This is a genomic window from Pseudomonas sp. SJZ077, from assembly GCF_007993905.1.
GTDB lineage: Bacteria > Pseudomonadota > Gammaproteobacteria > Pseudomonadales > Pseudomonadaceae > Aquipseudomonas > Aquipseudomonas mandelii.
Window position 1 is genome coordinate 38380 of the sequence record NZ_VIUJ01000026.1, and the last position, 20902, is coordinate 59281.

Sequence of the window (20902 nt, forward strand, 5' to 3'; positions counted from 1 at the left end):
GGCGGGTTTTTTATCGCCCGGAATTCGGGCTCATTCCGTGATGATAATGCTGCCATCGGCTTGCTGGCGGTAGATGGTATAGGGCAGGAGCAACGTATCAAGGGCGCCGGAAATGACTGCGTCGATAAGGACAATGGCCGGAGCGCTGTCATGCACCTGCTCATCCCGTCCTTTTTGCAGGGGAGCATAGAGCATGCAGAAATCGTAAGTCACGCCGCTGTAGATACGCGGAACGGCACCGCAGTAACTTTTGTACTCCTTGAGACTCTTCGAAGCCACTTCATCCCCGCGCACAACTGTTTGAACCGTGCCGCAGCCGGCGAGCAACAACGTCGCGAGTAAAACCACCTGAATTTTCATACCGCCAATCCTTAGCCGGAAAGCGGTCAATTTACGCGTTTCCAATCAAAATCGCACTCACGCCATCGGTGGCAAGCGGCGTTTGACCGGGGTCTTCTTGACGATGGCGGTGTTGGTCTCCGCGTGGGTGTTGAGGCGATCGAGCAGGGTGTCCAGTTGCTCCATCGAGCGCACATGCAAGCGGGCGATGAAGCAGTCATCGCCGGTGACTTTGTCGCACTCGGTGAATTCCGGGATGGCCTGAATCTGCCGTTCGACTTCCTGCAACTGGCCCGGCAACGGGCGGATCCGCACGATGGCCTGGAGTTGATAACCAAAGCACTTGGGGTCGATTTCGACGGTGTAACCTTTAAGCACACCACGCTCTTCGAGTCGCCGCAAACGCTCGGCAACGCTGGGCGAGGACAGGCCGCTGATCTGCGCCAGCGCCTTGAGCGAGCGGCGTGAGTCGTCCATTAATGCGGTGATGAGCACTTGGTCGATGTCGTCGGTCATGGCAAATCCCCTGTTAGGCCGTTGACTGAATACGCCTTGATAAAAAAGGCAAAAACCGAGTTTAGCCTGCTTTTTGCGCTGGAGATGCCCTTGGACGGATTGGCATAATTTGGCCTCAACCACAGGAGTCTGATGATGGACAAAAACATACGTCGCGGTTCATTCGAAATGACCGCCGCCATGCTGATTTCCGGGACCATCGGTTGGTTCGTGCTGGTGTCCGGGCAGCCCGTGCTGGACGTGGTGTTCTGGCGGTGCGTGTTCGGCGCCGGCACACTGTTGTTGATCTGCGCGGCATTCGGCTTCCTGCGTCCGGGCATTCTGACCCGCACCACCTTCCTGCTGGCAGTGCTCAGCGGGGTCGCGATTGTCGGCAACTGGGTGTTGTTGTTTGCCTCTTATTCCCGTGCCTCAATTGCCATCGGCACGGCGGTTTATAACGTTCAGCCGTTCATGCTGGTCGGGTTGGCGGCGTTGTTTCTGGGCGAGAAGATCACCCTGCAAAAACTGTTCTGGCTGGGCATTTCGTTTCTCGGGATGCTGGCCATTGTCAGCGCTCATGGCGAGCAGGGCGCAGGTGGCAACGATTACCTGATGGGCATCGGTCTGGCCTTGGGGGCGGCATTTCTGTATGCGATTGCAGCCCTGATTATCAAACACCTGACCGGCACACCACCGCATTTGATTGCCCTGATCCAGGTCAGCACCGGGGTGCTGCTGCTCGCGCCATTTGCGCACTTTTCAGCGTTGCCGCAAGCACCCAGCGCCTGGGCCAGCCTGGTGACGCTGGGCATCGTCCACACCGGCGTGATGTATGTGCTGCTGTACGGCGCGATTCAAAAACTGCCGACGGCATTGACCGGGGCGTTGTCTTTCATTTACCCGATTGCGGCGATTTTCGTTGACTGGTTTGCCTTCGGTCATCGCCTCGAACCGCTGCAGTGGGTCGGTGTTGCCGCTATTCTGCTGGCTGCCGCGGGCATGCAGCAGGGCTGGGGCTTGAAGTCTCGTCGGGCGGTCACACAATAAGACGGGCGTCAGATGTTCCAGCGCGGCGCGGTCTTCGCCAGTCGTTGGCGCATCTCGCCGATGTTCGAAGCGAACTGGCGTATCAATAATTGATGGCCGTCCAGCGGGTTGTAGACCGGTGCTTCAAGACTTGAATCAACCGGCAAATCGATGGGGCGACTGAGTCGCTGCGATGCGCCGGTTTTCAGCGCCCGGGCCATGCCGATCAGCTGCACGCGAATCTGCCGGTGTTCGGCTTTGAAACTCGATTGCAGATGCGCCATGGCGTCGCGATCCTTGGAGTCCGGCCGGGTGTTACCAAGGATTTCCAAGGTGCTGACGCACATTCGCAAATGACGCTGAATCGCATCGAGTTCGGTCATGGAAATCTTCACTTCCTTGGACACCGACGGCATCAGCGAACGCAATTGCACCATCGACGCGTTCAGGCGATTCATCAGCTTCAGGTGCTCGTCATCGGAGACGGACTGACCATCGATAATGCGTCCATAAATCGTCGCACAATCGCGCAGCGAGTTGGCCAGGTTATAGCGCCAGGAAAAAACCGCATACGACGGCAGGGCGAAAGAAAAGGCCAGGGCCAGGGCCACGCCAATCAGAATGTCCACTGCGCGCCACAGTCCGTCGGAGATTAGGTTGTCGCCATGCCCGGCGACAATAAACACAGTGATCCCCGCCAGCAGCGCGGTGTAACCGCCCTTGCCGATGGCGTGATACGAGAAAAAACCGCACACCGCCGACATCACAAAATAGGTCAGCCAAGGCATCCCGAGCCAGGCCTGTTGCGCCACCAGCAGCAGGCCGATAGCGGCGCCGATCAACGTACCGATGGCACGCTCGGCGGCTTTTTTGCCGATGTTGCCGTGGTGCTGCAAACCGCCGATCACCACCAGCATCGTTACCGACGCCCACTCACCGTGGGGCAGGTTGATGCCGGTGGTCAGCATGATCGATGCCAACAAGCCGAGCGACACGCGGACCGCGTGGATCAGCTTGGCGTAGCGATAGCGCCGATACGGGTCCAGCAACGGACGCAGTAACCGGCGCAGCAGCGGTGGCAGTCGATGGGCTCTGAACGTGTTCAGGCTCGGTGTCCTCAGAAGATGTAATCGGTGGTCAGGAAGCTCGAACTGCGTCCGCTGATGATCTCGCTGATGAGTTCCTTGTTGGTTTCCTGGAACTTGGTCGCGACCAGCGTCCTGATCGAAAATACCCGCAGCGCATCATGCACCGACAATGTGCCTTCGGCGGAGTTCTTGCGGCCGTTGAACGGGTAGGTGTCCGGGCCGCGCTGGCACTGGGCGTTGAGGTTGATCCGACCGACCTGGTTGGCAAAGGTGTCCACTAGCCGACCGACCGCCACCGGGTTGGTGCCGAAGATACTCAACTGCTGGCCGAAGTCCGACTCCAGGACGTAGTCGATCACCGTATCGAGATGCCGGTAAGGCACGATCGGCACCACCGGGCCGAATTGTTCTTCCTGGTAGACGCGCATCTGCGGCGTCACCGGGAACAGCACCGCCGGGTAGAAGAACGACGCGCGCGCTTCACCGCCATTTGGATTGACTACGGTGGCGCCTTTGCTGACTGCATCCGCGACCAGCGAGTGCAGGTAATCGACCTTACTCGCTTCCGGCAGCGGCGTCAGCGCAACACCACTTTCCCATGGCATACCCGGTTTCAGAGTGGCCAGTTTGGCGTTGAATTTCTCGATGAACGACTCGACCACGTCTTCATGGACGAAAAGGATTTTCAGGGCGGTGCAACGCTGACCGTTGAACGACAGTGAGCCGGTCACCGTTTCGTTGACGGCGTTGTCCAGATCAACCTCCGGCAACACGATGCCCGGGTTCTTCGCGTCCAGGCCCAGTGCCGCGCGCAAGCGGTGAGGTTTGGGGTGGAGTTTTTTCAGGTCGCTGGCGGCTTTATTGGTGCCGATAAACGCAAAGATATCGATCTTGCCGCTGGCCATCAGTGCGCTGACGGTCTCGCGGCCGCTGCCGTAGATCACATTGATCACCCCGGCCGGGAAACTGTCGCGAAAGGCTTCCAGCAGCGGCCGAATCAAAAGCACACCCAGCTTGGCCGGTTTGAACACCACAGTGTTGCCCATGATCAGCGCCGGAATCAGCGTGGTGAAGGTTTCGTTCAGCGGGTAGTTGTAAGGCCCCATGCACAAGGCGACGCCCATCGGTACGCGGCGAATCTGCCCCAGGGTGTCCTGTTCCAGCTCGAAGCGGCTGGAGCGACGGTCGAGTTCCTTGAGGGCATTGATGGTGTCGACGATGTAATCGCAGGTGCGGTCGAACTCTTTCTCCGAGTCCTTGAGGTTCTTGCCGATCTCCCACATCAGCAGCTTGACCACCGCCTCACGCTGTTCGCGCATGCGGCCCAGAAACGTTTCGACGTGCTGGATGCGTTCGGCCACGCGCATGGTCGGCCACAAACCCTGGCCCCGGTCATAGGCGCGGACGGCGGCGTCGAGCGCGGTCAATGCGGTTTCTGCATCGAGCAGCGGCGTGCTGCCGAGGATCACTTGTTCATCGCCATTTTCGCCGGTCAGGTACACCGGGCTGCGGACTTGGGCGAGGGGGCCGGACCAGGTTTTCAGTTCGCCGTCGACCAGGTATTCACGCTGCTCGGTCTGACCGTCGAGGCGGTATTTTTCCGGGATGTCGCTTGAGTCGGGAAACAGGTTGCCAAGGATATGTGCTGTGGTCATGTCGCTACCCCGTCTGGATTGGGTGATGAACTGATGAATCGTTTTAGCAGACCTCGGCCTCGCTTGTCATGACTCATCTCATCGTTCGGCGGTTCAGGGTTTTCGATCGTGGAATGGCCGGCACCGTCGGTCATGGCCCAGATGCCCCTCTGGTTGGCCCCCAGAGGGGGGACCTCACGAGAGGACGGCCATGCGGGCCATTCGAGTCTCTGAAAAGCCTAGCCTTTGTTTGGTGTTGATGGGCGGCGTCTTGCCGGCGCTGCTCAGCGGTGTTAACGATAAGCCCCAGCGCGTTTCGCAATCAGAGCCCAGCGCGATTTCGCCGTGTGGGGAAGGATGCCAAAGCCACACAAACCCTCGTGCTCCGGTTAAACTCCGTGCTCTTTTTCAAGGAGTTCATATGAGTTACTACCAGCCGGGCATTCTCGCCACCCCCGTTCCGCCTCAAGCCCGCCATATGTTCTTCGCCCTCGAATCCGCCGAAGCATTGCCGGCCGCGCTCGACAACTTGATGCAACTGGTGGACGGAAAATCGGCGGTGGTCGGCTTCGGTGAATCCCTGGTCAAGGCGCTGCATGCACAGATCGATGGCCTGCGACCGTTTCCGGCGCTGACCGGCGTTGGCGTCGACAACCCGTCGACCCAACACGCGCTCTGGTGCTGGCTACACGGCGTCGACCGCGGTGAACTGCTCAATCGCAGCAACGCCATCGAAGCCGCGCTGGCACCGGCCCTGCGCCTGGTGCAGATGAACGAAACTTTCCGCCACATGACCGGCCACGACCTGACCGGCTACGAAGACGGCACCGAGAACCCGCACGACGAAGCCGCCGTGGCCGCCGCGTTGTTGGGCGAGGGCGCGGAAGGACTGGTCGGTGGCAGCTTCGCCGCGATCCAACAGTGGCAGCATGATCTGAAAGGCTTCCACGCGATGCCGTCCCAGGAAAAAGACAACATCATGGGCCGTCGCTTGAGCGATAACGAAGAACTCGATGACGCGCCGATTTCCGCCCACGTCAAACGCACCGCCCAGGAAAGCTTCGCCCCTGAGGCGTTCGTGGTCCGTCGCTCGATGCCGTGGATCGAAGGGGACCGCGCCGGCCTGATGTTTCTGGCGTTCGGTTTTTCCCTCGACGCCTTCGAAGCCCAACTGCGGCGCATGAGCGGACTGGAAGACGGCATTACCGACGGTTTGTATCGCATCAGCCGCCCGATCACCGGCGGCTACTACTGGTGCCCGCCGCTCAAGGACGGCCATCTGGACCTGCGCGCGTTGCGCATCGGCTAAGGATAAGGAGAGAACATGGACGTAGTGCGCTGGGGCATGATCGGTTGTGGCAGTGTCGCTGAGCGCAAGAGCGGGCCGGCCTTTTACAAGGCCCCCGGTTCGGCACTGGTGGCGGTGATGGGGCGGCGGCTGGACGCGGTGACCGACTACGCCGCACGTCACGGCATCGCCCGGGTTTACACCGATGCGCAAGCGCTGATCAATGATCCTGAGGTGGACGCGGTGTACATCGCCACGCCACCCGACAGTCACCACGCCTATAGCTTGCAGGTCGCCGCAGCCGGCAAACATTGCTGCGTCGAAAAACCGATGTCGCTGAATGCCGGGCAAAGCCGCGAGATGCAAAAGGTCTTTGCCGACGCCGGACTGCACCTGTTCGTTTCCTATTACCGACGTTCGCTGCCGCGCTTTGCGCAAGTGCGGCAGTGGCTGGAGGAGGGGCGGATCGGCGAGGTGCGGCATCTGTCCTGGACGCTGACCAAGGCGCCTTCTCCGAACGATCTGGGTGGCGCCGACAATTGGCGCACCGACCCGCTGATTGCCGGCGGCGGCTACTTCGCCGACCTGGCCAGTCATGGCTTCGATCTGTTTCAGTATTTGCTCGGGGATATCGTCGAAGTCGCCGGTTTTACCGCGCGGCAGGCCGGTTTGTATGCCGCCGAAGACGCCGTCAGCGCCAGTTGGCGGTTTGCTTCGGGTGCCCTGGGCATGGGCTGCTGGAATTTCGTCGCCGACCGCCGCGAAGATCAGGTAGAACTGATCGGCAGCCAGGGCCGGATCAGTTTTTCGGTGTTCGATGAGCACCCGGTGCGACTTGAGGCGGATGAAAATCTCAGCCTGCACATCGACCATCACGAGCACATCCAGTGGCATCACGTGCTGGGCATGAACGCGCATATCCGGGGCGAAGCGCAGCATCCGGCGATGGCCGAACACGCGCTGAAAACCGACTGGGTGATGGACCAGATCCTCAAGCGCACCTGAAATTTAAGCTTCAATGCAATCCTGTGGGGGTCAGAAGGATTTGCTCAGGCTTGCTACTACGGTCGCGGTGCAGACATCTCCATAACCCCAATTACTGACGCACTGGCTTTTCGACAGGTCAGTATCGATGTAACTCAAACCCAGCATTACACCGGCCAGTTCGTGGGACAGTTTGACCTCCCATTCGCGGTACGAGTCTTCGGCCTGGCCTGACATCGAGTAAAGGTGCGGGTCCTTGAAATCCATGTTGCCGTATCGCAGTTTCAGACCGGTGTCGTAAGGCAACTCGGTTTCGTAGCCCACGTAGCTGTACAGCGAGCTCTGCTTGCTGTCGATGCCTGGCGCATCCGCGGAATAATAGGCCGCCAGCTTCACGCCATAAGCGCTGAGGATTGCGTAGGTCTCACCCTGGTTAAACTGACTCTCCCTGGGGTAAGCGTATTTGAGATAGCCAAGGTCCAGGCTGACCGTATCGGTCGCTTGCCAGAGCCAACCGGCGTAGTAATCGACTTCCTGCCGGGTCTTCAGACCGCCGCCGAAATCGACGTTTGAACTCCATGCGCCGAGGTACAGCCCGCTGCTGTGGGCCAAGGTCAAACCGGCCTGCACCGCAGGATCATTCTGGGTTTGCGAAATGCCACGGGTGCGGTAGTCGCTGGCCAGGGTCAGGTCGACCAGTAGGGCGAAATCGTCATTCAAGGGCAGCGCCTGACTGCTCAAGGGAAGAAGGCCCAAGGAACCGAGGGCGAACAGGGTGAAAGCTTTCATGAGGTGCGTCCCGTTATTGTGATTGTTATGGGCAGATTTTTTACGGCAAGGCTGCGCCGAACCCCGGCGACAAACGCGGGGGGCGGGCAGTGGTTTCAGATGATTTTTCTTACAGCGTCGGTGCGTAGACTTCGCGACCGGCGAACCAGGTTTGCAGCACCTGGGTGTCATGCAGGGCTTTGTTGTCGACGCTGAACACGTCGCGGTCCAGCACGATGAAGTCGGCTTGCTTGCCGGGGCTCAACGAACCGATCTGCTTCTCCAGGCCGATGGTGCGCGCAGCGTTCAGGGTGTAGGCATACAACATCGTTTCGCGATCGATGCGCTCATCGGCGTTCAGCACGCCCAGCGGGCCTTCTCGGGAGATGGCCTGGGCCATGGCGTTCCATGGGTTGGGAGAAGACACCGCCCAGTCACTGGCGCCGGCGATGGTCGCGCCCTGTTTGAGCAAGGAGTGCGCCGGGTATTGGTAACGGAAAGCGAGCGCACTGACATACGGCTTGATCATGTCCAGGGTGTACTCGTCGGCGCTGGCCCACAGCAGTTGCATCGAGGCGATGACGTTGAGCGGTTTGAACCGCGCGAACTCTTTCGGGTTGACCATTTGCAGGTGGGTGATCGAGTGGGTCACGCCGCTCTGGCGGTCCTTGCGCGCCTGGGCGATGCCGTTCAGCGATTCACGCACTGCGCGGTCGCCGATGGCATGGATGTGCACCAGCCAGCCGCGCTGATCGATGGCACTGACCAATTCGCCAAAGTGCTTCGGATCGATCAGCAGTTCACCCTGTTTGTGCGAGTTGCTGTACGGATCGATCATCGCCGCGCTCTGCGCCGGGTATTCGATCACGCCGTCGGCGAAGATCTAGACCCCGGGCAAGGTCAGGTTCGGGATGCCCTGGAATTGCTGGCGGACCTTGTCCAGGGTGTCGAGATCGGCCGGCACGCTTTTCGGATTGGCCACCAGCAGTGCGGCGACGTGGGCGCTCATGCCGCCGCTTTCGGCCAGCGCTTTGTACACCGGCAGCACGCCGACGGTGTTCTCCGTGGGTTTGAGCGCGAACACGGGTTCGCCGGGTGCGGCGTTGGCGGCGGGGTCCATCCACGCGGTGATGCCCAGGCTGTTGTTGTAGCGCACGGCGGATTGCGCGGCTTTCAACATGTCGGCGGGGCTCGGCACCGGCATCTTCGAGGCGACGCGATCCCAGCCGGCGTCCACCAGAAAACCGTTGGGGCTGCCATCGGCGAGTTTGCCGATCGTGTCTTTCTCGGCGTCCGGCAATGACTTGAGCAGCGCCGCATCAATCCCGGCGCGTTCGAGCATCACGTTGTTGGCCCACGCGGTGTGGTGATCGCTGCCGGTGAACACCACGGGCACCTTGGCCCACTCGCCAGCGTTGAATTTCTGGCCAAAAGCTTCGGCCTGGGCCCAATAAGCCGAACTCATGCCGGCCACGCCCAGCACATCGCCATGCCTGGCCTTGCCGTCATTGCGCCAGGCTTTCAGGCGTTTTTCCAGTTCGTCGAGGTCGACCACCTCGTCTTCCATATTGGCCGAGGTCATTTCCAGACCGCCGAATATGGCGTGGGAATGACTGTCGATCAGGCCGGGCATCAGGGCTTTTCCGCCGAGGTCGACGACTTTGGTGCCCGACGCGATCAGAGCCTTGATCTGCGCATCGCTGCCCACTTGCAGCACTTTGCCGTCCTGCACCGCCAACGCCTGCACCTTCGGTTGCGCGCGGTCGGCGGTGAAAATCTTGCCATTGAACAGCACCAGATCGGCCGCTGCCATGGCTTCCATCGAGGCAAAACTGACGGCGGCCATCAATAGATTCGGGATGAATCTTTTCATTGAATGTTTCCTTGTTATTGCGTCTGATGGCCAGATTAGTGGCTTGTCACGGCCAGCAGAACGCCTCGCTCACGAAAAACGTTTTTGCCTGAATGGAAAAAGAATGGACAAGTTGGGTGCATTGAAAATGTTCGTGGTCACGGCGCAACTCGGCAGTTTCAGCCGCGCCGCCGAGCAACTGGGCAAGACCCCGTCGGCCTTGACCAAAGCGGTCAATCACCTCGAAGCGGAGCTCGGCGCCCGCTTGTTCGAACGCAGCACCCGACGGATTTTGCTGACCGAATCGGGTCGTCTTTATCTGGAAACCGCACGCCAGGTGTTGCAGCGGCTGGAGGAGGCCGGCGAGGAAATCGAGCAGTTGCAGCATGGCCTGCGCGGCAACCTGAAAATCACCGCGCCGCTGGCGTATGGGCAGGCTTTTCTCGATCAGGTGTGCGGCGGCTTTCTGGAGCAATACCCGCAGATCAACCTGCAAGTGGACCTGTGCGATGAGTTCGTCAACCTGTTGGAAAGCGGCTACGACCTGGCGTTGCGCGAGGGGCATGACGATTTGCCGGGGTTGATTGCTCGCGTCGTCGGCAGCAATCGGCTGGCGTTATGCGCCAGCCCTGAATATCTGGCGCGCAAGGGGTTGCCGGTCACGCCGGACACCCTCGATGACCACGAATGGCTGCTCTACCGTCATCCGCTGCTCAGCCGCGAATTCTGGTGGGCCGAGCGCGACGGGCAACGATTGAGCCTGGCGCAACCGCAATCACCACGATTGCGCAGTGACAACTACGACCTGCTGCTGGCCAACGCACTGGCCGGACGCGGTTTGCTGCACACGCCGTTGTGGAGTGCCGCGGCGTACATCGCCGACGGGCGGCTGGTGCGGGTAATGGCCGATTACGACATCGATCCCGACAGTTTTGGCTCCTACATCCTGGCGGTGTACCCCAGTCATCGGCGGGCAACCGCCAAAGTGCTGGCCTTCATCGATTACATCGCAGGGTTTCTGGCGTCGCGTGGCTTGAGCTGACTGGCGGTCCTTGCCAGGAAAATGCCGAAAGAGTACAAATGTACTCCATGACGACTTTAACTCCCCGCCGTACCGCCATCCTGACCTTTATCCGTGATCGAATCGCGGAGCACGGTCAATCCCCAAGCCTCGCTGAAATCAGCGAGGCATTTGGTTTCGCCTCTCGCAGCGTGGCGCGCAAGCATGTGCTGGCGCTGACCGAGGCCGGTTTTATCGAGGTCAACCCGCATCAGGCCCGGGGCATTCGTTTGCTCGGGCAACCGGCGCGGCCCGAATTGCTGGACATCCCGGTACTCGGGCGGGTCGCGGCGGGTGCGCCGATCGGTGCCGATGCCGAAGTGCACAGCCGCTTGCTGCTCGACCCGTCGATCTTCTCGCGAGTGCCGGACTACATGCTGCGGGTCCAGGGCGACTCGATGATCGAGGACGGTATTCTCGACGGCGACCTGGTGGGCGTACACCGCAATCCCGAAGCGCTCAACGGCCAGATCGTCGTGGCGCGGCTCGACGGCGAAGTCACCATCAAGCGTTTCGAGCGGGTCGGCGATGTTGTCCGGTTGTTGCCACGCAACCCGGCCTATAAGCCGATCATCGTCGAGGCCAATCAGGACCTGGCCATCGAAGGCGTGTTCTGCGGTCTGGTGAGGCAAGGGTGATGGGCGCCGTCGTTGCGTTGGATACGCTGTTCAATGGCGGCCAGGTCTGGAAGGGCCGGCCTGCGCCACCATCTGTCAGCCCGCAACCGACCGGGCATGCCGCGCTGGACGCGGCGTTGCCCACCGGCGGCTGGCCGGAGGCGGCGCTGACCGAAATCCTCCTGGCCGGGCAGGGCGTTGGCGAGTTGCAACTGGTGTGGCCGGCCCTGGCGCGGCTGTCGGCGGCGGGCGAGCGCATTGTGCTGGTGGCGCCGCCTTACGTGCCGTATCCCCAGGCCTGGCAGAACGCCGGGGTCGATCTGCGCCAGTTGTCGATCATCCAGGCCAGCGAGCGCGATGCGCTGTGGGCAGCGGAACAATGCCTGCGTTCGGGCAGTTGCGGCGCGGTGCTGTGCTGGCCGCACAAGGCCGATGACCGGGCGCTGCGACGCTTGCAGGTGGCGGCCGAAACCGGCTCGACTCTGGCGTTCGCCTATCGCTCGATCAACGAAGCCATCAACCCTTCGCCTGCGGCGCTGCGCATCGCCATCGATGCCCGGCCTGCACAGTTGCGTGTGCTCAAGTGTCGGGGCGGGCTGGCGCGTTCGGCGCCGATTGCCTTTCCCGTGGGGCATTGAGGTTGCCATGCGCTGGGTGTGCATTCTCTTCCCGCAATTGGCGCTGGACGCGGTACTGCGTCAGCGCCCCGATCCCGATGAACCGTTGGCGCTGCTGACGGGCCCGGCACAGCGCCGGGTGTTGCAAGCGGTCAACGCTCCGGCGCGGGCGCTGGGTTTGCGCCCGGGGCAGTCGATGACCGCCGCCCAGGCCTTGAGCAAAGGTTTTGTCACGGCCGAATACGATGTCGCCGAGATCGAGCACTGGCAACAGTTCCTGGCGGCGTGGGCCTATCGGTTCAGCTCTCAGGTTAGCGTGCATTACCCGCGTGCCGTGGTGTTTGAAATCGAATCCAGCCTGGGGTTGTTCGGGCCGTGGCCGCAGTTCGAGGCGCGGTTGCGTGCCGAGCTCGGCGAACTGGGCTTTCGGCATCGGATCGTCGCCGCGCCCAACCCGGTGGCTGCGCGGGTGTTGGCCAATATGTATGACGGCCTGGTGGTGCCGGACGATCAAGCCTTGCGCTATCACCTGGGGCAATTGCCGGTTGACCGGATCGCCCTGGAACCGGCGGTGGCCACGGCGTTGTCGCGCATGGGGTTGCGCACCTTGAGCCAGGTTCAGGCGTTGCCGCGCAACAGCCTGGCGCGACGTTTCGAGGCCCAAGTGCTCAAGCACCTGGATGCGCTGTTCGGCGAGCGGCGGCTGGCGCTGGCGTTCTACCTGCCGCCGGACCGGTTTGATGTGCGCATCGAGCTCAACTTCGATGTGCAATCCCATCAAGCGTTGTTGTTTCCATTGCGTCGCTTGACCGGCGATCTGTCGGCCTTCCTTTGTGGCCGGGACAGTGGCGTGCAGCGTTTCGACCTGCATCTGGAACACGCCGGCTTGCCGGACACGCTGATCAAGGTCGGCCTGCTCAGCGCCGAGCGCGATCCGGCGATGCTCTTCGAACTGGCCCGGGGACGGCTGGAACAGGTGCAGGTCGAGGCCCCGGTGCGCGGTTTTCGGCTGCGCGCCGAAGACCTGCCGAGCTTCGTCCCGCAACGTCAGGAACTGTTCGACGACCGTCCGCAGCAGTCCTTGCCCTGGGAGCAACTGCGCGAACGCTTGCGTGCACGGCTCGGGGATGACGCGGTGCATGGCTTGCGTTTCCAGGCCGATCACCGGCCAGAGTGCGCGTGGCAGGCACGGGCCGACAAACAACTGTGTGCGGGATTGGCGGGGGTGCAGCGTCCGGGCTGGTTGCTGACGGAACCGCAGGCCGTACACGAAGGCTCGACACGGATCCTCATGGGGCCGGAGCGCATCGAGTCCGGCTGGTGGGACGGCGACGACGTGCGCCGCGATTACTACCTGATCGAAACCCGTTCCGGCCAGCAGGGCTGGGCCTACCGTGCGGTGGGTGAGGGTGGCCCGCTGTGGCTGCAAGGCTGGTTCGCATGAGCGTCGAGTATGCGGAGCTGCACTGCCTGTCGAACTTCAGTTTCCAGCGCGGTGCTTCCAGTGCCCTGGAATTGTTTCAGCGGGCGAAAAAACACGGCTATCAAGCGCTGGCGATCACCGATGAATGCACCCTGGCCGGTATCGTCCGCGCCTGGCAAGCGGCCAAATCCGTGGAGCTGCCGCTGATTATCGGCAGTGAAGTGCGCATTGAGAACGGTCCGAAGCTGGTGCTGCTGGTGGAAAACCTTGAGGGTTACCAGACCCTGTGTCGGTTGATCACCCGGGCGCGGCGCCGCACGGAGAAAGGCCAGTATCAGGTGCTGCGTGAGGACTTCAGTGAACCGATGCCGGGGTTGCTGGCGCTGTGGGTGCCGGACACGGTCGATGATTTTGCCAGCGGTCATTGGCTCAAACAGACGTTCACCGATGGCCTGTGGCTGGCGGTGCAGTTGCATCGCGGGCAGGACGACACCCGGCGACTGGACGCGCTGTTGACCCTGGCGCGGGAACTGCGGATTCCTGCGGTGGCCAGCGGCGATGTGCACATGCACACCCGTGGACGGCGCGCCTTGCAGGACACCATGACCGCGATCCGTCATCACCTGCCGGTGGCCGAGGCCGGGTTGCGGCTGCATCCGAACGGCGAGCGGCATGTACGCAGCCTCGATGCCCTGCAATCGATCTACCCGCAAGCACTGCTCGATGAAACGCTGACCATTGCCCGGCGTTGCACCTTCGACCTCGGCCAGTTGCGTTACCAGTATCCCCGCGAGCTGGTGCCGCAAGGCCAGACGGCCACGTCCTGGCTGCGGCATCTGACCGAAGAGGGGATTGCGTGGCGCTGGCCGGACGGCCCGCAAGCCAAGGTGCTGGTGCAGATCGACAAGGAGCTGGAGCTGATCGCCGAGCTGGGCTATGAAAGCTACTTCCTCACGGTGCACGACATTGTGCGGTTTGCCCGTGAACAAAAAATCCTCTGTCAGGGCCGGGGGTCTGCCGCTAACTCGGCGGTGTGTTTTGCCTTGGGCATCACGGAAATCGACCCGGATCGCACCACGCTGTTGTTCGAACGCTTTCTCTCCAAAGAGCGCAATGAACCACCGGACATCGACGTCGATTTCGAACACGAGCGCCGCGAGGAGGTCTTGCAGTACGTGTTCCAGCGTTATGGCCGGACCCGCGCCGCGCTCACGGCAGTGGTCAGCACCTATCACGCGGCCGGCGCGGTGCGCGATGTGGCCAAGGCCCTGGGTTTGCCACCGGATCAGATCAACGCCCTGGCCGATTGCTGCGGCCACTGGAGCGATGCAACGCCGCCCGTGGAGCGCCTGCTTGAAGGCGGTTTCGACCCCGAGAGCCCGGTGCTGCGCCGGGTGCTGAGTTTGACTCAGCAACTGATCGGTTTCCCCCGGCATCTGTCCCAACACCCCGGCGGTTTCGTGATTTCCGAGCAGCCACTGGACAGCCTGGTGCCGGTGGAAAACGCTGCCATGGCCGAGCGCACCATCATTCAGTGGGACAAGGACGATCTCGATGCGGTGGGGCTGCTCAAGGTGGATATTCTGGCCTTGGGCATGCTCAGTGCGATCCGCCGCTGTTTTGATCTGCTGCGTCGTCATCGCCATCTGGACTTGAGCCTGGCGACGATCCCCGCCGAAGATGTCCAAACCTACGACATGATCGGCCGTGCCGACACCATCGGCGTGTTCCAGATCGAATCCCGGGCACAAATGTCGATGCTGCCGAGGCTCAAGCCCCGGACCTTCTATGACCTGGTGATCGAAGTGGCGATCGTCCGTCCGGGGCCGATCCAGGGCGGGATGGTGCATCCGTACCTGCGACGGCGAAACAAGGAGGAACCCGAGGTTTACCCGTCCCCGGCGCTGGAAGTCGTGCTCAAACGCACCTTGGGCGTGCCGCTGTTTCAGGAACAGGTGATGCAGATTGCGATTGTCGCCGCCGACTACAGCCCCGGCGAGGCTGATCAGTTGCGTCGCTCCATGGCCGCCTGGAAACGCCATGGCGGACTGGAACCGCACAAGGATCGGCTGGCCGCCGGGATGAAGAAAAACGGCTATACGGCCGAGTTCGCCGCGCAGATCTTCGAACAGATCAAAGGCTTCGGCAGTTATGGTTTTCCTGAGTCCCACGCCGCCAGTTTCGCCTTGTTGACCTACGCCAGTTGCTGGTTGAAATGCCATGAACCGGCGGCCTTCGCCTGTGCGCTGATCAATAGTTGGCCCATGGGTTTCTACAGCCCGGACCAGATTCTGCAGGACGCGCGCCGGCATCATTTGCAGATTCGCCCGGTGGACGTGCGCGCCAGTGACTGGGATTGCAGCCTCGAACCGATCACCAGCGCGCAGCCGGCGATTCGCATGGGGCTGCGGATGATCAAGGGCTTTCGCGAGGACGATGCCCGGCGCATCGAAGCGGCGAGGGCAAAGGGTGTATTTGTCGACATCGCCGACCTGGGCGAGCGCGCACGACTCGACGCCCGTGCCCAGGAACAACTGGCCGATGCCGGTGCGTTGCGGGGCCTGGCCGGCGATCGTCATCGGGCGCGCTGGGAGGTGGCGGGGGTGCAGAAGCAACTCGGTTTGTTTGCCGGCCTGCCGAGTCAGGAAGAACCTGCGATCTATCTGCCCAAACCCACAGTGGGCGAGGACCTGCTGGCCGACTACAACAGTGTCGGCACCACCTTGGGTCCGCATCCATTGGCGTTGTTGCGTGGTGAGTTGAAAGCCCGACGTTGCCGCAGTTCGAAAGAGCTGATGGAGGTCGAGCACGGGCGACCGGTCAGCGTCGCCGGGCTGGTCACCGGCCGGCAACGGCCGGGCACGGCCAGTGGCGTGACCTTCGTCACCCTCGAAGACGAATTCGGCAACATCAACGTCATCGTCTGGCGCGACCTGGCTGATCGGCAGCGAAAAGTGCTGGTCGGCTCGCAGTTGCTCAAGGTCGATGGCCGCTGGGAAAAGGAAGGCGAGGTGCGCCACCTGATTGCCGGACGCTTGAGCGACCTGAGCCCCTTGCTGGATGGCATCAGCGTGCGCAGCCGCGATTTCCACTGATCCCCACCACTGATCGCACTGATCGCACTGATCGCGACAGCCAATGCATTGGCGCCAATAAAAAATTAAACACTGTTATCAGTGATGGCACTTTGGCATAATGCCGGCCGCCGACGTCCCGCACGTCGATTATCGATTTGATTCCCCCTCGCTTTTTCGCCGCTGCAACCCGCAGCGGTTGGCTATTGCCGTGCCGGGATAAACCGTTTTTCAGAAGGAATGCACAGTGAGAATGATCTCTCGGATGTTGGTATCGACGGCAGCGATTGCCCTTTTGGGCAGCATGGCCGGTTGCGCCACGGAAAGCTCGCGCGCCTTGCCGGTCGCAAAAGTCGAAAGCGCCAGCGTGGCGTATGCCGGTGTTCGTGTACCCATGGCGGTCGGCAAGTTCGACAACCGTTCAAGCTACATGCGCGGGATCTTCTCCGACGGCGTGGATCGCCTCGGCGGTCAGGCCAAGACCATCCTGATCACTCACTTGCAGCAAACCAACCGCTTCAGCGTGCTGGACCGCGACAACATGGGCGAGATCCAGCAGGAAGCCGCGATCAAGGGCCAGTCCCAGCGCCTCAAGGGTGCTGACTTTGTGGTCACCGGTGATGTCACCGAGTTCGGCCGCAAAGAAACCGGCGACCATCAGCTGTTCGGCATTCTCGGTCGCGCCAAGACCCAGGTGGCCTACGCCAAGGTCAACCTGAACATCGTCAATATCAGCACCTCCGAAGTGGTTTATTCGACTCAGGGCGCGGGCGAGTACGCCTTGTCCAACCGTGAAGTCATCGGCTTCGGCGGCACCGCTGCCTACGATTCGACCCTCAACGGCAAAGTGCTCGACCTGGCCATGCGCGAGGCGATCAATCGCCTGGTAGACGGGATGAACGCCGGGGCATGGAAACCGGGTAACTGATCAAGGTTGATGACAAGGAGCGGTAAAAGCATGTTCAAGACGTATGTGTCGTGGGCGCTGATGGCGTCGACATTGCTGGTCAGCGGCCTGTTGGCCGGTTGCGCTGGCCCGAAAACCCTTTACCAGTGGGAAAGCTACCAGCCGGAAGTTTACGAGTACTTCAAGGGTGAAACACCCAAGGAAGCCCAGGCCGAAGCGCTGGAACGCGACCTGCAGAAGATCAAGTCCACCGGCAAGACGCCGCCGCCTGGCTACCACGCTCACCTGGGGCTGTTGTACCTGAGCATGGGCAAGGACGATCAGATGGTGCAGCAGTTCAGGACTGAGAAAACCCTGTTTCCCGAGTCGACGCCGTACATGGATTTTCTGCTTAAAAACGCCAAGACCGGAGACACCCAATGATCGCGCGTTCATTGAAACTGATGGCCGGGTTGCTGGCGCTGGCTGTGCTCGGTGGCTGCGTCAGCCCCAAGACCGTGGACTATTCGGCGTACAAGCAAGCCCGTCCGAAAACCATTCTGGTGCTGCCGCCGCTGAACAACTCGCCGGACGTCAAGGCGTCCTACAGCATGTTGTCGCAGGTCACGTACCCGTTGGCAGAAGCCGGTTACTACGTGCTGCCGATCACCCTGGTCGATGAGACATTCCGCCAGAATGGCCTGACCACACCGGCGGACATTCACCAGGCTCCGGCCAACAAGCTGCAGGAAATTTTCGGTGCCGATGCGGCGTTGTACATCACCGTGACGGACTACGGTACGCGCTACATGATCATCAGCAGCGAAACCGTGGTGACCGCCACCGCGAAACTGGTAGACCTCAAGAGCGGCACCACCCTGTGGACCGGCTCGGCCCGGGCTTCGAGCGAAGAGGGCGGCAACAACGGTGGCGGCGGCTTGGTTGGCATGCTGATTACGGCAGCGGTCAAGCAAGTGATCAACAGCGCCACCGACGCCGGTCACCCGATTGCCGGTGTGGCCAGTGCGCGCCTGCTGTCGGCCGGTCAACCGGCGGGCTTGCTGTACGGACCGCGTTCGCCGAAATACGGTACTGATTGATAACGGTCTGTTTAAGGAAGCTCCTGGAGTGAAGTGCTTCCTGTGAACGGCTTCCTGTGGCGAGGGCGCAAGCTTGCTCGCCACCGTTTTATGTGAATTTCGTTATTGGTAATAGGCTTGAACCGCTCGCCATCCCCTGGCGCATCCGTCCCCGCCTGCAACAAGCGCGTCGGCAAATCAAAATCATCGCGCGTCCGCGCATAGCCATGCCCGCCCATGCGCCATCAACACTTCCCCCGAAGATGATTTCCCGCAACGGCCCGATGCACAGCGCAATCATCCGCCAACTACGGACGGTTTGAATCGGCTAACCTCATATGAAACCATTGGCGTCGGCGATGCTCGAAACAAACGGGCACGTGCCGTCCTCGCACTGCGATCCCGCATTTCAGTCACTCACAGGGACAAAGAGCCAGTCGATGCAGTTTCTATCTGATAGCCACGGGTGTGCCGGCTGGAACGGTGAAATGGCCGGGCGCATCCGCGCGTTCGACTGGAGCCGGACCGAGCTTGGAAACATCGACACCTGGCCCGCCAGTCTGTGCAGCACGGTGCGGCTGATGCTCGCGTCGCCACTGCCGATGGTGATGCTCTGGGGGCGCGAGGGCTACATGATCTATAACGATGCCTACTCGACGTTTGCCGGTGGCCGCCATCCTTATCTGCTGGGCTCGCCGGTCGAGTTGGGTTGGCCGGAAGTGGCCGAGTTCAATCGACATGTGGTGGATACCTGCCTGGCCGGCGGCACCTTGTCCTATCGTAATAAATTGCTGGAATTGCTACGCGACGGAGTCCCCGAAGACGTCTGGCTGGACCTCTATTACAGCCCTGTCGCCGATGATGAAGGGCGCCCCGCCGGGGTCATGGCGATGGTCGTTGAAACCACTGAATATGTGATCTCCGAACGCCGGCGCCAGGAAGCCGAAGACGCCTATCGCGCCGACAACGAACGGGTGCGCCTGGCGCTCAATGCCGGGGCTTTGCTCGGCTCGTTCGTCTGGGACATCAAGGGCAACGTGCTGTCCGGTGACGAGCGCTTCGCCCGGACGTTCTCCTACCCGACCGAGCAGAACCTGGCCGACCTGCCCGCCGACATTGCTGAAGCCAAGATTCATCCCGACGACCGCATCTGGGTCCAGGAACGGGTCAGTCAGTCAGTGGCGACCGGTGAGCCCTTCAACGCCGAGTACCGGGTCTTGCGCCCCGACGGCAGCTATTTGTGGGTGCAGGCGAGCGGCTGCTGTGAGTTCAACGAGCAGGGCGAGCCGTTCCGCTTCCCCGGCGTGTTGATTGACATTCATGAACGCAAGATTGCTGAAGAATCTCTGCTCAAATTCACCCGCAACCTGGAGCAGCGCGTGGCCGACGAAGTCGATGCGCGGCTGGCGGCGGAAGAGCAACTGCGCCAGTCGCAGAAGCTCGAAGCCATCGGCGGCCTCACCGGCGGCGTGGCCCACGACTTCAATAACCTGCTGCAGGTGATCGCCGGCAACCTGCACCTGCTGGCGCGGCATGAGCCGGACAACGCCAACGTGCAGCGCCGGGTCAGTGCGTCGATTGCGGCCGTCGAGCGCGGCGCCAAACTGTCTTCGCAATTGCTCGCGTTTGCCCGCCGGCAACCTTTGTCGCCGGCGGTGTGCGACCCACAACTGATATTCGAAGGGCTGGGTGAGCTGTTGCAACGAGCGCTGGGGGAAACCATCCAGATTGATGTGCAGGTGCCGCAAGAACCTTGGTACATCAACGTCGACCGCAACCAGTTGGAAAACGCCATTCTCAACCTGGCGATCAATGCCCGTGACGCCATGCAGGGCGAAGGGACCATTGAGCTGAGCGCCGGGAATGTCGCGCTCGATCGTAAATTCTGTGCCGGTAAGGGCATCGCGGCGGGCGATTATGTGCGTGTCGCGGTGGCCGACAGCGGCGCCGGTATGTCGCCCGAAATACTCGGGCAGGCGTTCGAGCCGTTTTTCACCACCAAGGCCGATGGTCAGGGCACGGGGTTGGGACTGAGCATGGTGTTCGGTTTCGTCAAACAGAGCGGCGGGCACATCGAGATCTCCAGCATCGTCGGGCAGGGCACTCGGGTGCAGCTTTACTTCCCGCGCAGCTTGCGTGCGTTGCCCAGTGAAACAACATTACGTAATTCACCCCGGCAGGGCGGGCACGAAACCATCCTGGTGGTGGAGGACAACGAAGCGGTGCGCAGCTCTGCGGTCGAATTGCTGAGCGAAGAGGGCTATCAGGTCCTCACCGCGGCCAACGGCGACCAGGCGATGCAGATGTTGCTGGAGGGCGTGCGGGTGAACCTGATTTTCACCGATGTTGTCATGCCCGGCCTGATCAAAAGCTCGGACCTGGCAGCCTGGGCCAAGGTGCAGAATCCCCCGGTGGCGGTGCTGTTTACCTCCGGCCACACCCGGGACATCATCTCGCGCAATCACCAGCTCAGCCCGGATACCCATCTGCTGAGCAAACCTTATGGGCCCGAAGCCCTGACACACATGATCCACACCGTCCTCAGTGGCTGACCACGCACACATTATGGGGGGGTGAATGATCGTTCCCTCGCTCTGCGCGGGAATGATCAGGCGGGAGCACGCTCGCTCCCACAGGATTTTGTGTTTTTTCTGCTATCCAATAAGGGC

17 protein-coding genes and 2 pseudogenes are annotated in these 20902 nt (G+C 61.5%); 12 read left to right on the forward strand and 7 right to left on the reverse strand.

The window, feature by feature from the left end; translation table 11 throughout:
* Positions 1-30 precede the first annotated feature (30 nt).
* Positions 31-360 (reverse strand): YceK/YidQ family lipoprotein, encoded by a 330-nt coding sequence (locus FBY01_RS27955; RefSeq protein ID WP_145310407.1) that lies wholly within the window; start codon positions 358-360, stop codon positions 31-33.
* A gap of 57 nt (positions 361-417) precedes the next feature.
* Complete coding sequence (locus FBY01_RS27960; protein ID WP_010461024.1) at positions 418-855, reverse strand: Lrp/AsnC family transcriptional regulator; 438 nt, start codon at positions 853-855, stop codon at positions 418-420.
* Between the two features lie 135 nt (positions 856-990).
* Here FBY01_RS27960 and FBY01_RS27965 point away from each other — a divergent pair, with 135 nt between their 5' ends.
* Positions 991-1884, forward strand: coding sequence for a DMT family transporter (locus FBY01_RS27965; protein WP_077749695.1), 894 nt, complete (start codon positions 991-993; stop codon positions 1882-1884).
* Between the two features lie 8 nt (positions 1885-1892).
* Here FBY01_RS27965 and FBY01_RS27970 read toward each other — a convergent pair whose 3' ends face one another.
* Both FBY01_RS27970 and FBY01_RS27975 read right to left on the reverse strand, forming a co-directional pair.
* On the reverse strand, positions 1893-2912 hold the full coding sequence (locus tag FBY01_RS27970; protein WP_178113308.1) for an FUSC family protein: 1020 nt from the start codon (positions 2910-2912) through the stop codon (positions 1893-1895).
* Positions 2913-2980: 68 nt separating this feature from the next.
* A complete protein-coding gene (locus FBY01_RS27975; RefSeq protein WP_145310411.1) occupies positions 2981-4606 on the reverse strand; it encodes an NADP-dependent glyceraldehyde-3-phosphate dehydrogenase in 1626 nt (541 codons plus the stop codon).
* A gap of 400 nt (positions 4607-5006) precedes the next feature.
* Here FBY01_RS27975 and FBY01_RS27980 point away from each other — a divergent pair, with 400 nt between their 5' ends.
* Complete coding sequence (locus FBY01_RS27980) at positions 5007-5894, forward strand: Dyp-type peroxidase (protein WP_077749693.1); 888 nt, start codon at positions 5007-5009, stop codon at positions 5892-5894.
* A gap of 15 nt (positions 5895-5909) precedes the next feature.
* Positions 5910-6878: a Gfo/Idh/MocA family protein gene (locus FBY01_RS27985; protein WP_077749692.1), complete on the forward strand. Its 969-nt coding sequence runs from the start codon at positions 5910-5912 to the stop codon at positions 6876-6878.
* A gap of 30 nt (positions 6879-6908) precedes the next feature.
* Here the strand turns inward: FBY01_RS27985 and FBY01_RS27990 are convergent, their stop codons facing one another.
* Both FBY01_RS27990 and FBY01_RS27995 read right to left on the reverse strand, forming a co-directional pair.
* Positions 6909-7646: a TorF family putative porin gene (locus tag FBY01_RS27990; RefSeq protein WP_077749691.1), complete on the reverse strand. Its 738-nt coding sequence runs from the start codon at positions 7644-7646 to the stop codon at positions 6909-6911.
* Positions 7647-7755: 109 nt separating this feature from the next.
* Positions 7756-9498 (reverse strand): annotated as a pseudogene (locus FBY01_RS27995) (amidohydrolase).
* A 103-nt stretch (positions 9499-9601) separates the two neighbouring features.
* On the opposite strand from FBY01_RS27995, the gene FBY01_RS28000 reads away from it, so the two are divergent.
* The 8 genes from FBY01_RS28000 (at position 9602) to FBY01_RS28035 (ending at position 18254) form a co-directional block, all read left to right on the forward strand.
* Entirely contained in the window at positions 9602-10519 is a 918-nt protein-coding gene (locus FBY01_RS28000; protein ID WP_010461008.1) for a LysR family transcriptional regulator, read from the forward strand.
* 38 nt (positions 10520-10557) lie between these two features.
* Positions 10558-11175 carry a transcriptional repressor LexA gene (lexA, locus tag FBY01_RS28005; RefSeq protein WP_042932007.1) on the forward strand — a complete coding sequence of 206 codons (618 nt, stop codon included), beginning with the start codon at positions 10558-10560 and terminating at the stop codon, positions 11173-11175.
* Positions 11175-11792: a translesion DNA synthesis-associated protein ImuA gene (imuA, locus tag FBY01_RS28010; RefSeq protein WP_010461005.1), complete on the forward strand. Its 618-nt coding sequence runs from the start codon at positions 11175-11177 to the stop codon at positions 11790-11792. The genes lexA and imuA overlap by 1 nt, the downstream gene beginning before the upstream one ends.
* Positions 11793-11799: 7 nt before the next feature.
* Positions 11800-13215 (forward strand): DNA polymerase Y family protein, encoded by a 1416-nt coding sequence (locus FBY01_RS28015; protein WP_010461003.1) that lies wholly within the window; start codon positions 11800-11802, stop codon positions 13213-13215.
* Positions 13191-16289: an error-prone DNA polymerase gene (locus FBY01_RS28020; RefSeq protein ID WP_218571014.1), complete on the forward strand. Its 3099-nt coding sequence runs from the start codon at positions 13191-13193 to the stop codon at positions 16287-16289. Before FBY01_RS28015 ends, FBY01_RS28020 begins: the two co-directional genes overlap by 25 nt.
* Before the next feature lie 232 nt (positions 16290-16521).
* Complete coding sequence (locus tag FBY01_RS28025) at positions 16522-17196, forward strand: CsgG/HfaB family protein (RefSeq protein ID WP_154505590.1); 675 nt, start codon at positions 16522-16524, stop codon at positions 17194-17196.
* A 60-nt stretch (positions 17197-17256) separates the two neighbouring features.
* Positions 17257-17598 carry a DUF4810 domain-containing protein gene (locus FBY01_RS28030; protein ID WP_371857854.1) on the forward strand — a complete coding sequence of 114 codons (342 nt, stop codon included), beginning with the start codon at positions 17257-17259 and terminating at the stop codon, positions 17596-17598.
* On the forward strand, positions 17595-18254 hold the full coding sequence (locus FBY01_RS28035; protein WP_010460994.1) for a DUF799 domain-containing protein: 660 nt from the start codon (positions 17595-17597) through the stop codon (positions 18252-18254). Before FBY01_RS28030 ends, FBY01_RS28035 begins: the two co-directional genes overlap by 4 nt.
* Before the next feature lie 110 nt (positions 18255-18364).
* On the opposite strand, the pseudogene FBY01_RS32370 reads toward FBY01_RS28035, so the two are convergent.
* Positions 18365-18475, reverse strand: a pseudogene (locus FBY01_RS32370) (flavin reductase family protein); the annotation flags it as partial.
* Between the two features lie 198 nt (positions 18476-18673).
* Here FBY01_RS32370 and FBY01_RS28045 point away from each other — a divergent pair.
* Positions 18674-20785 (forward strand): PAS domain-containing sensor histidine kinase, encoded by a 2112-nt coding sequence (locus tag FBY01_RS28045; RefSeq protein ID WP_145310415.1) that lies wholly within the window; start codon positions 18674-18676, stop codon positions 20783-20785.
* Positions 20786-20902: the final 117 nt, after the last annotated feature.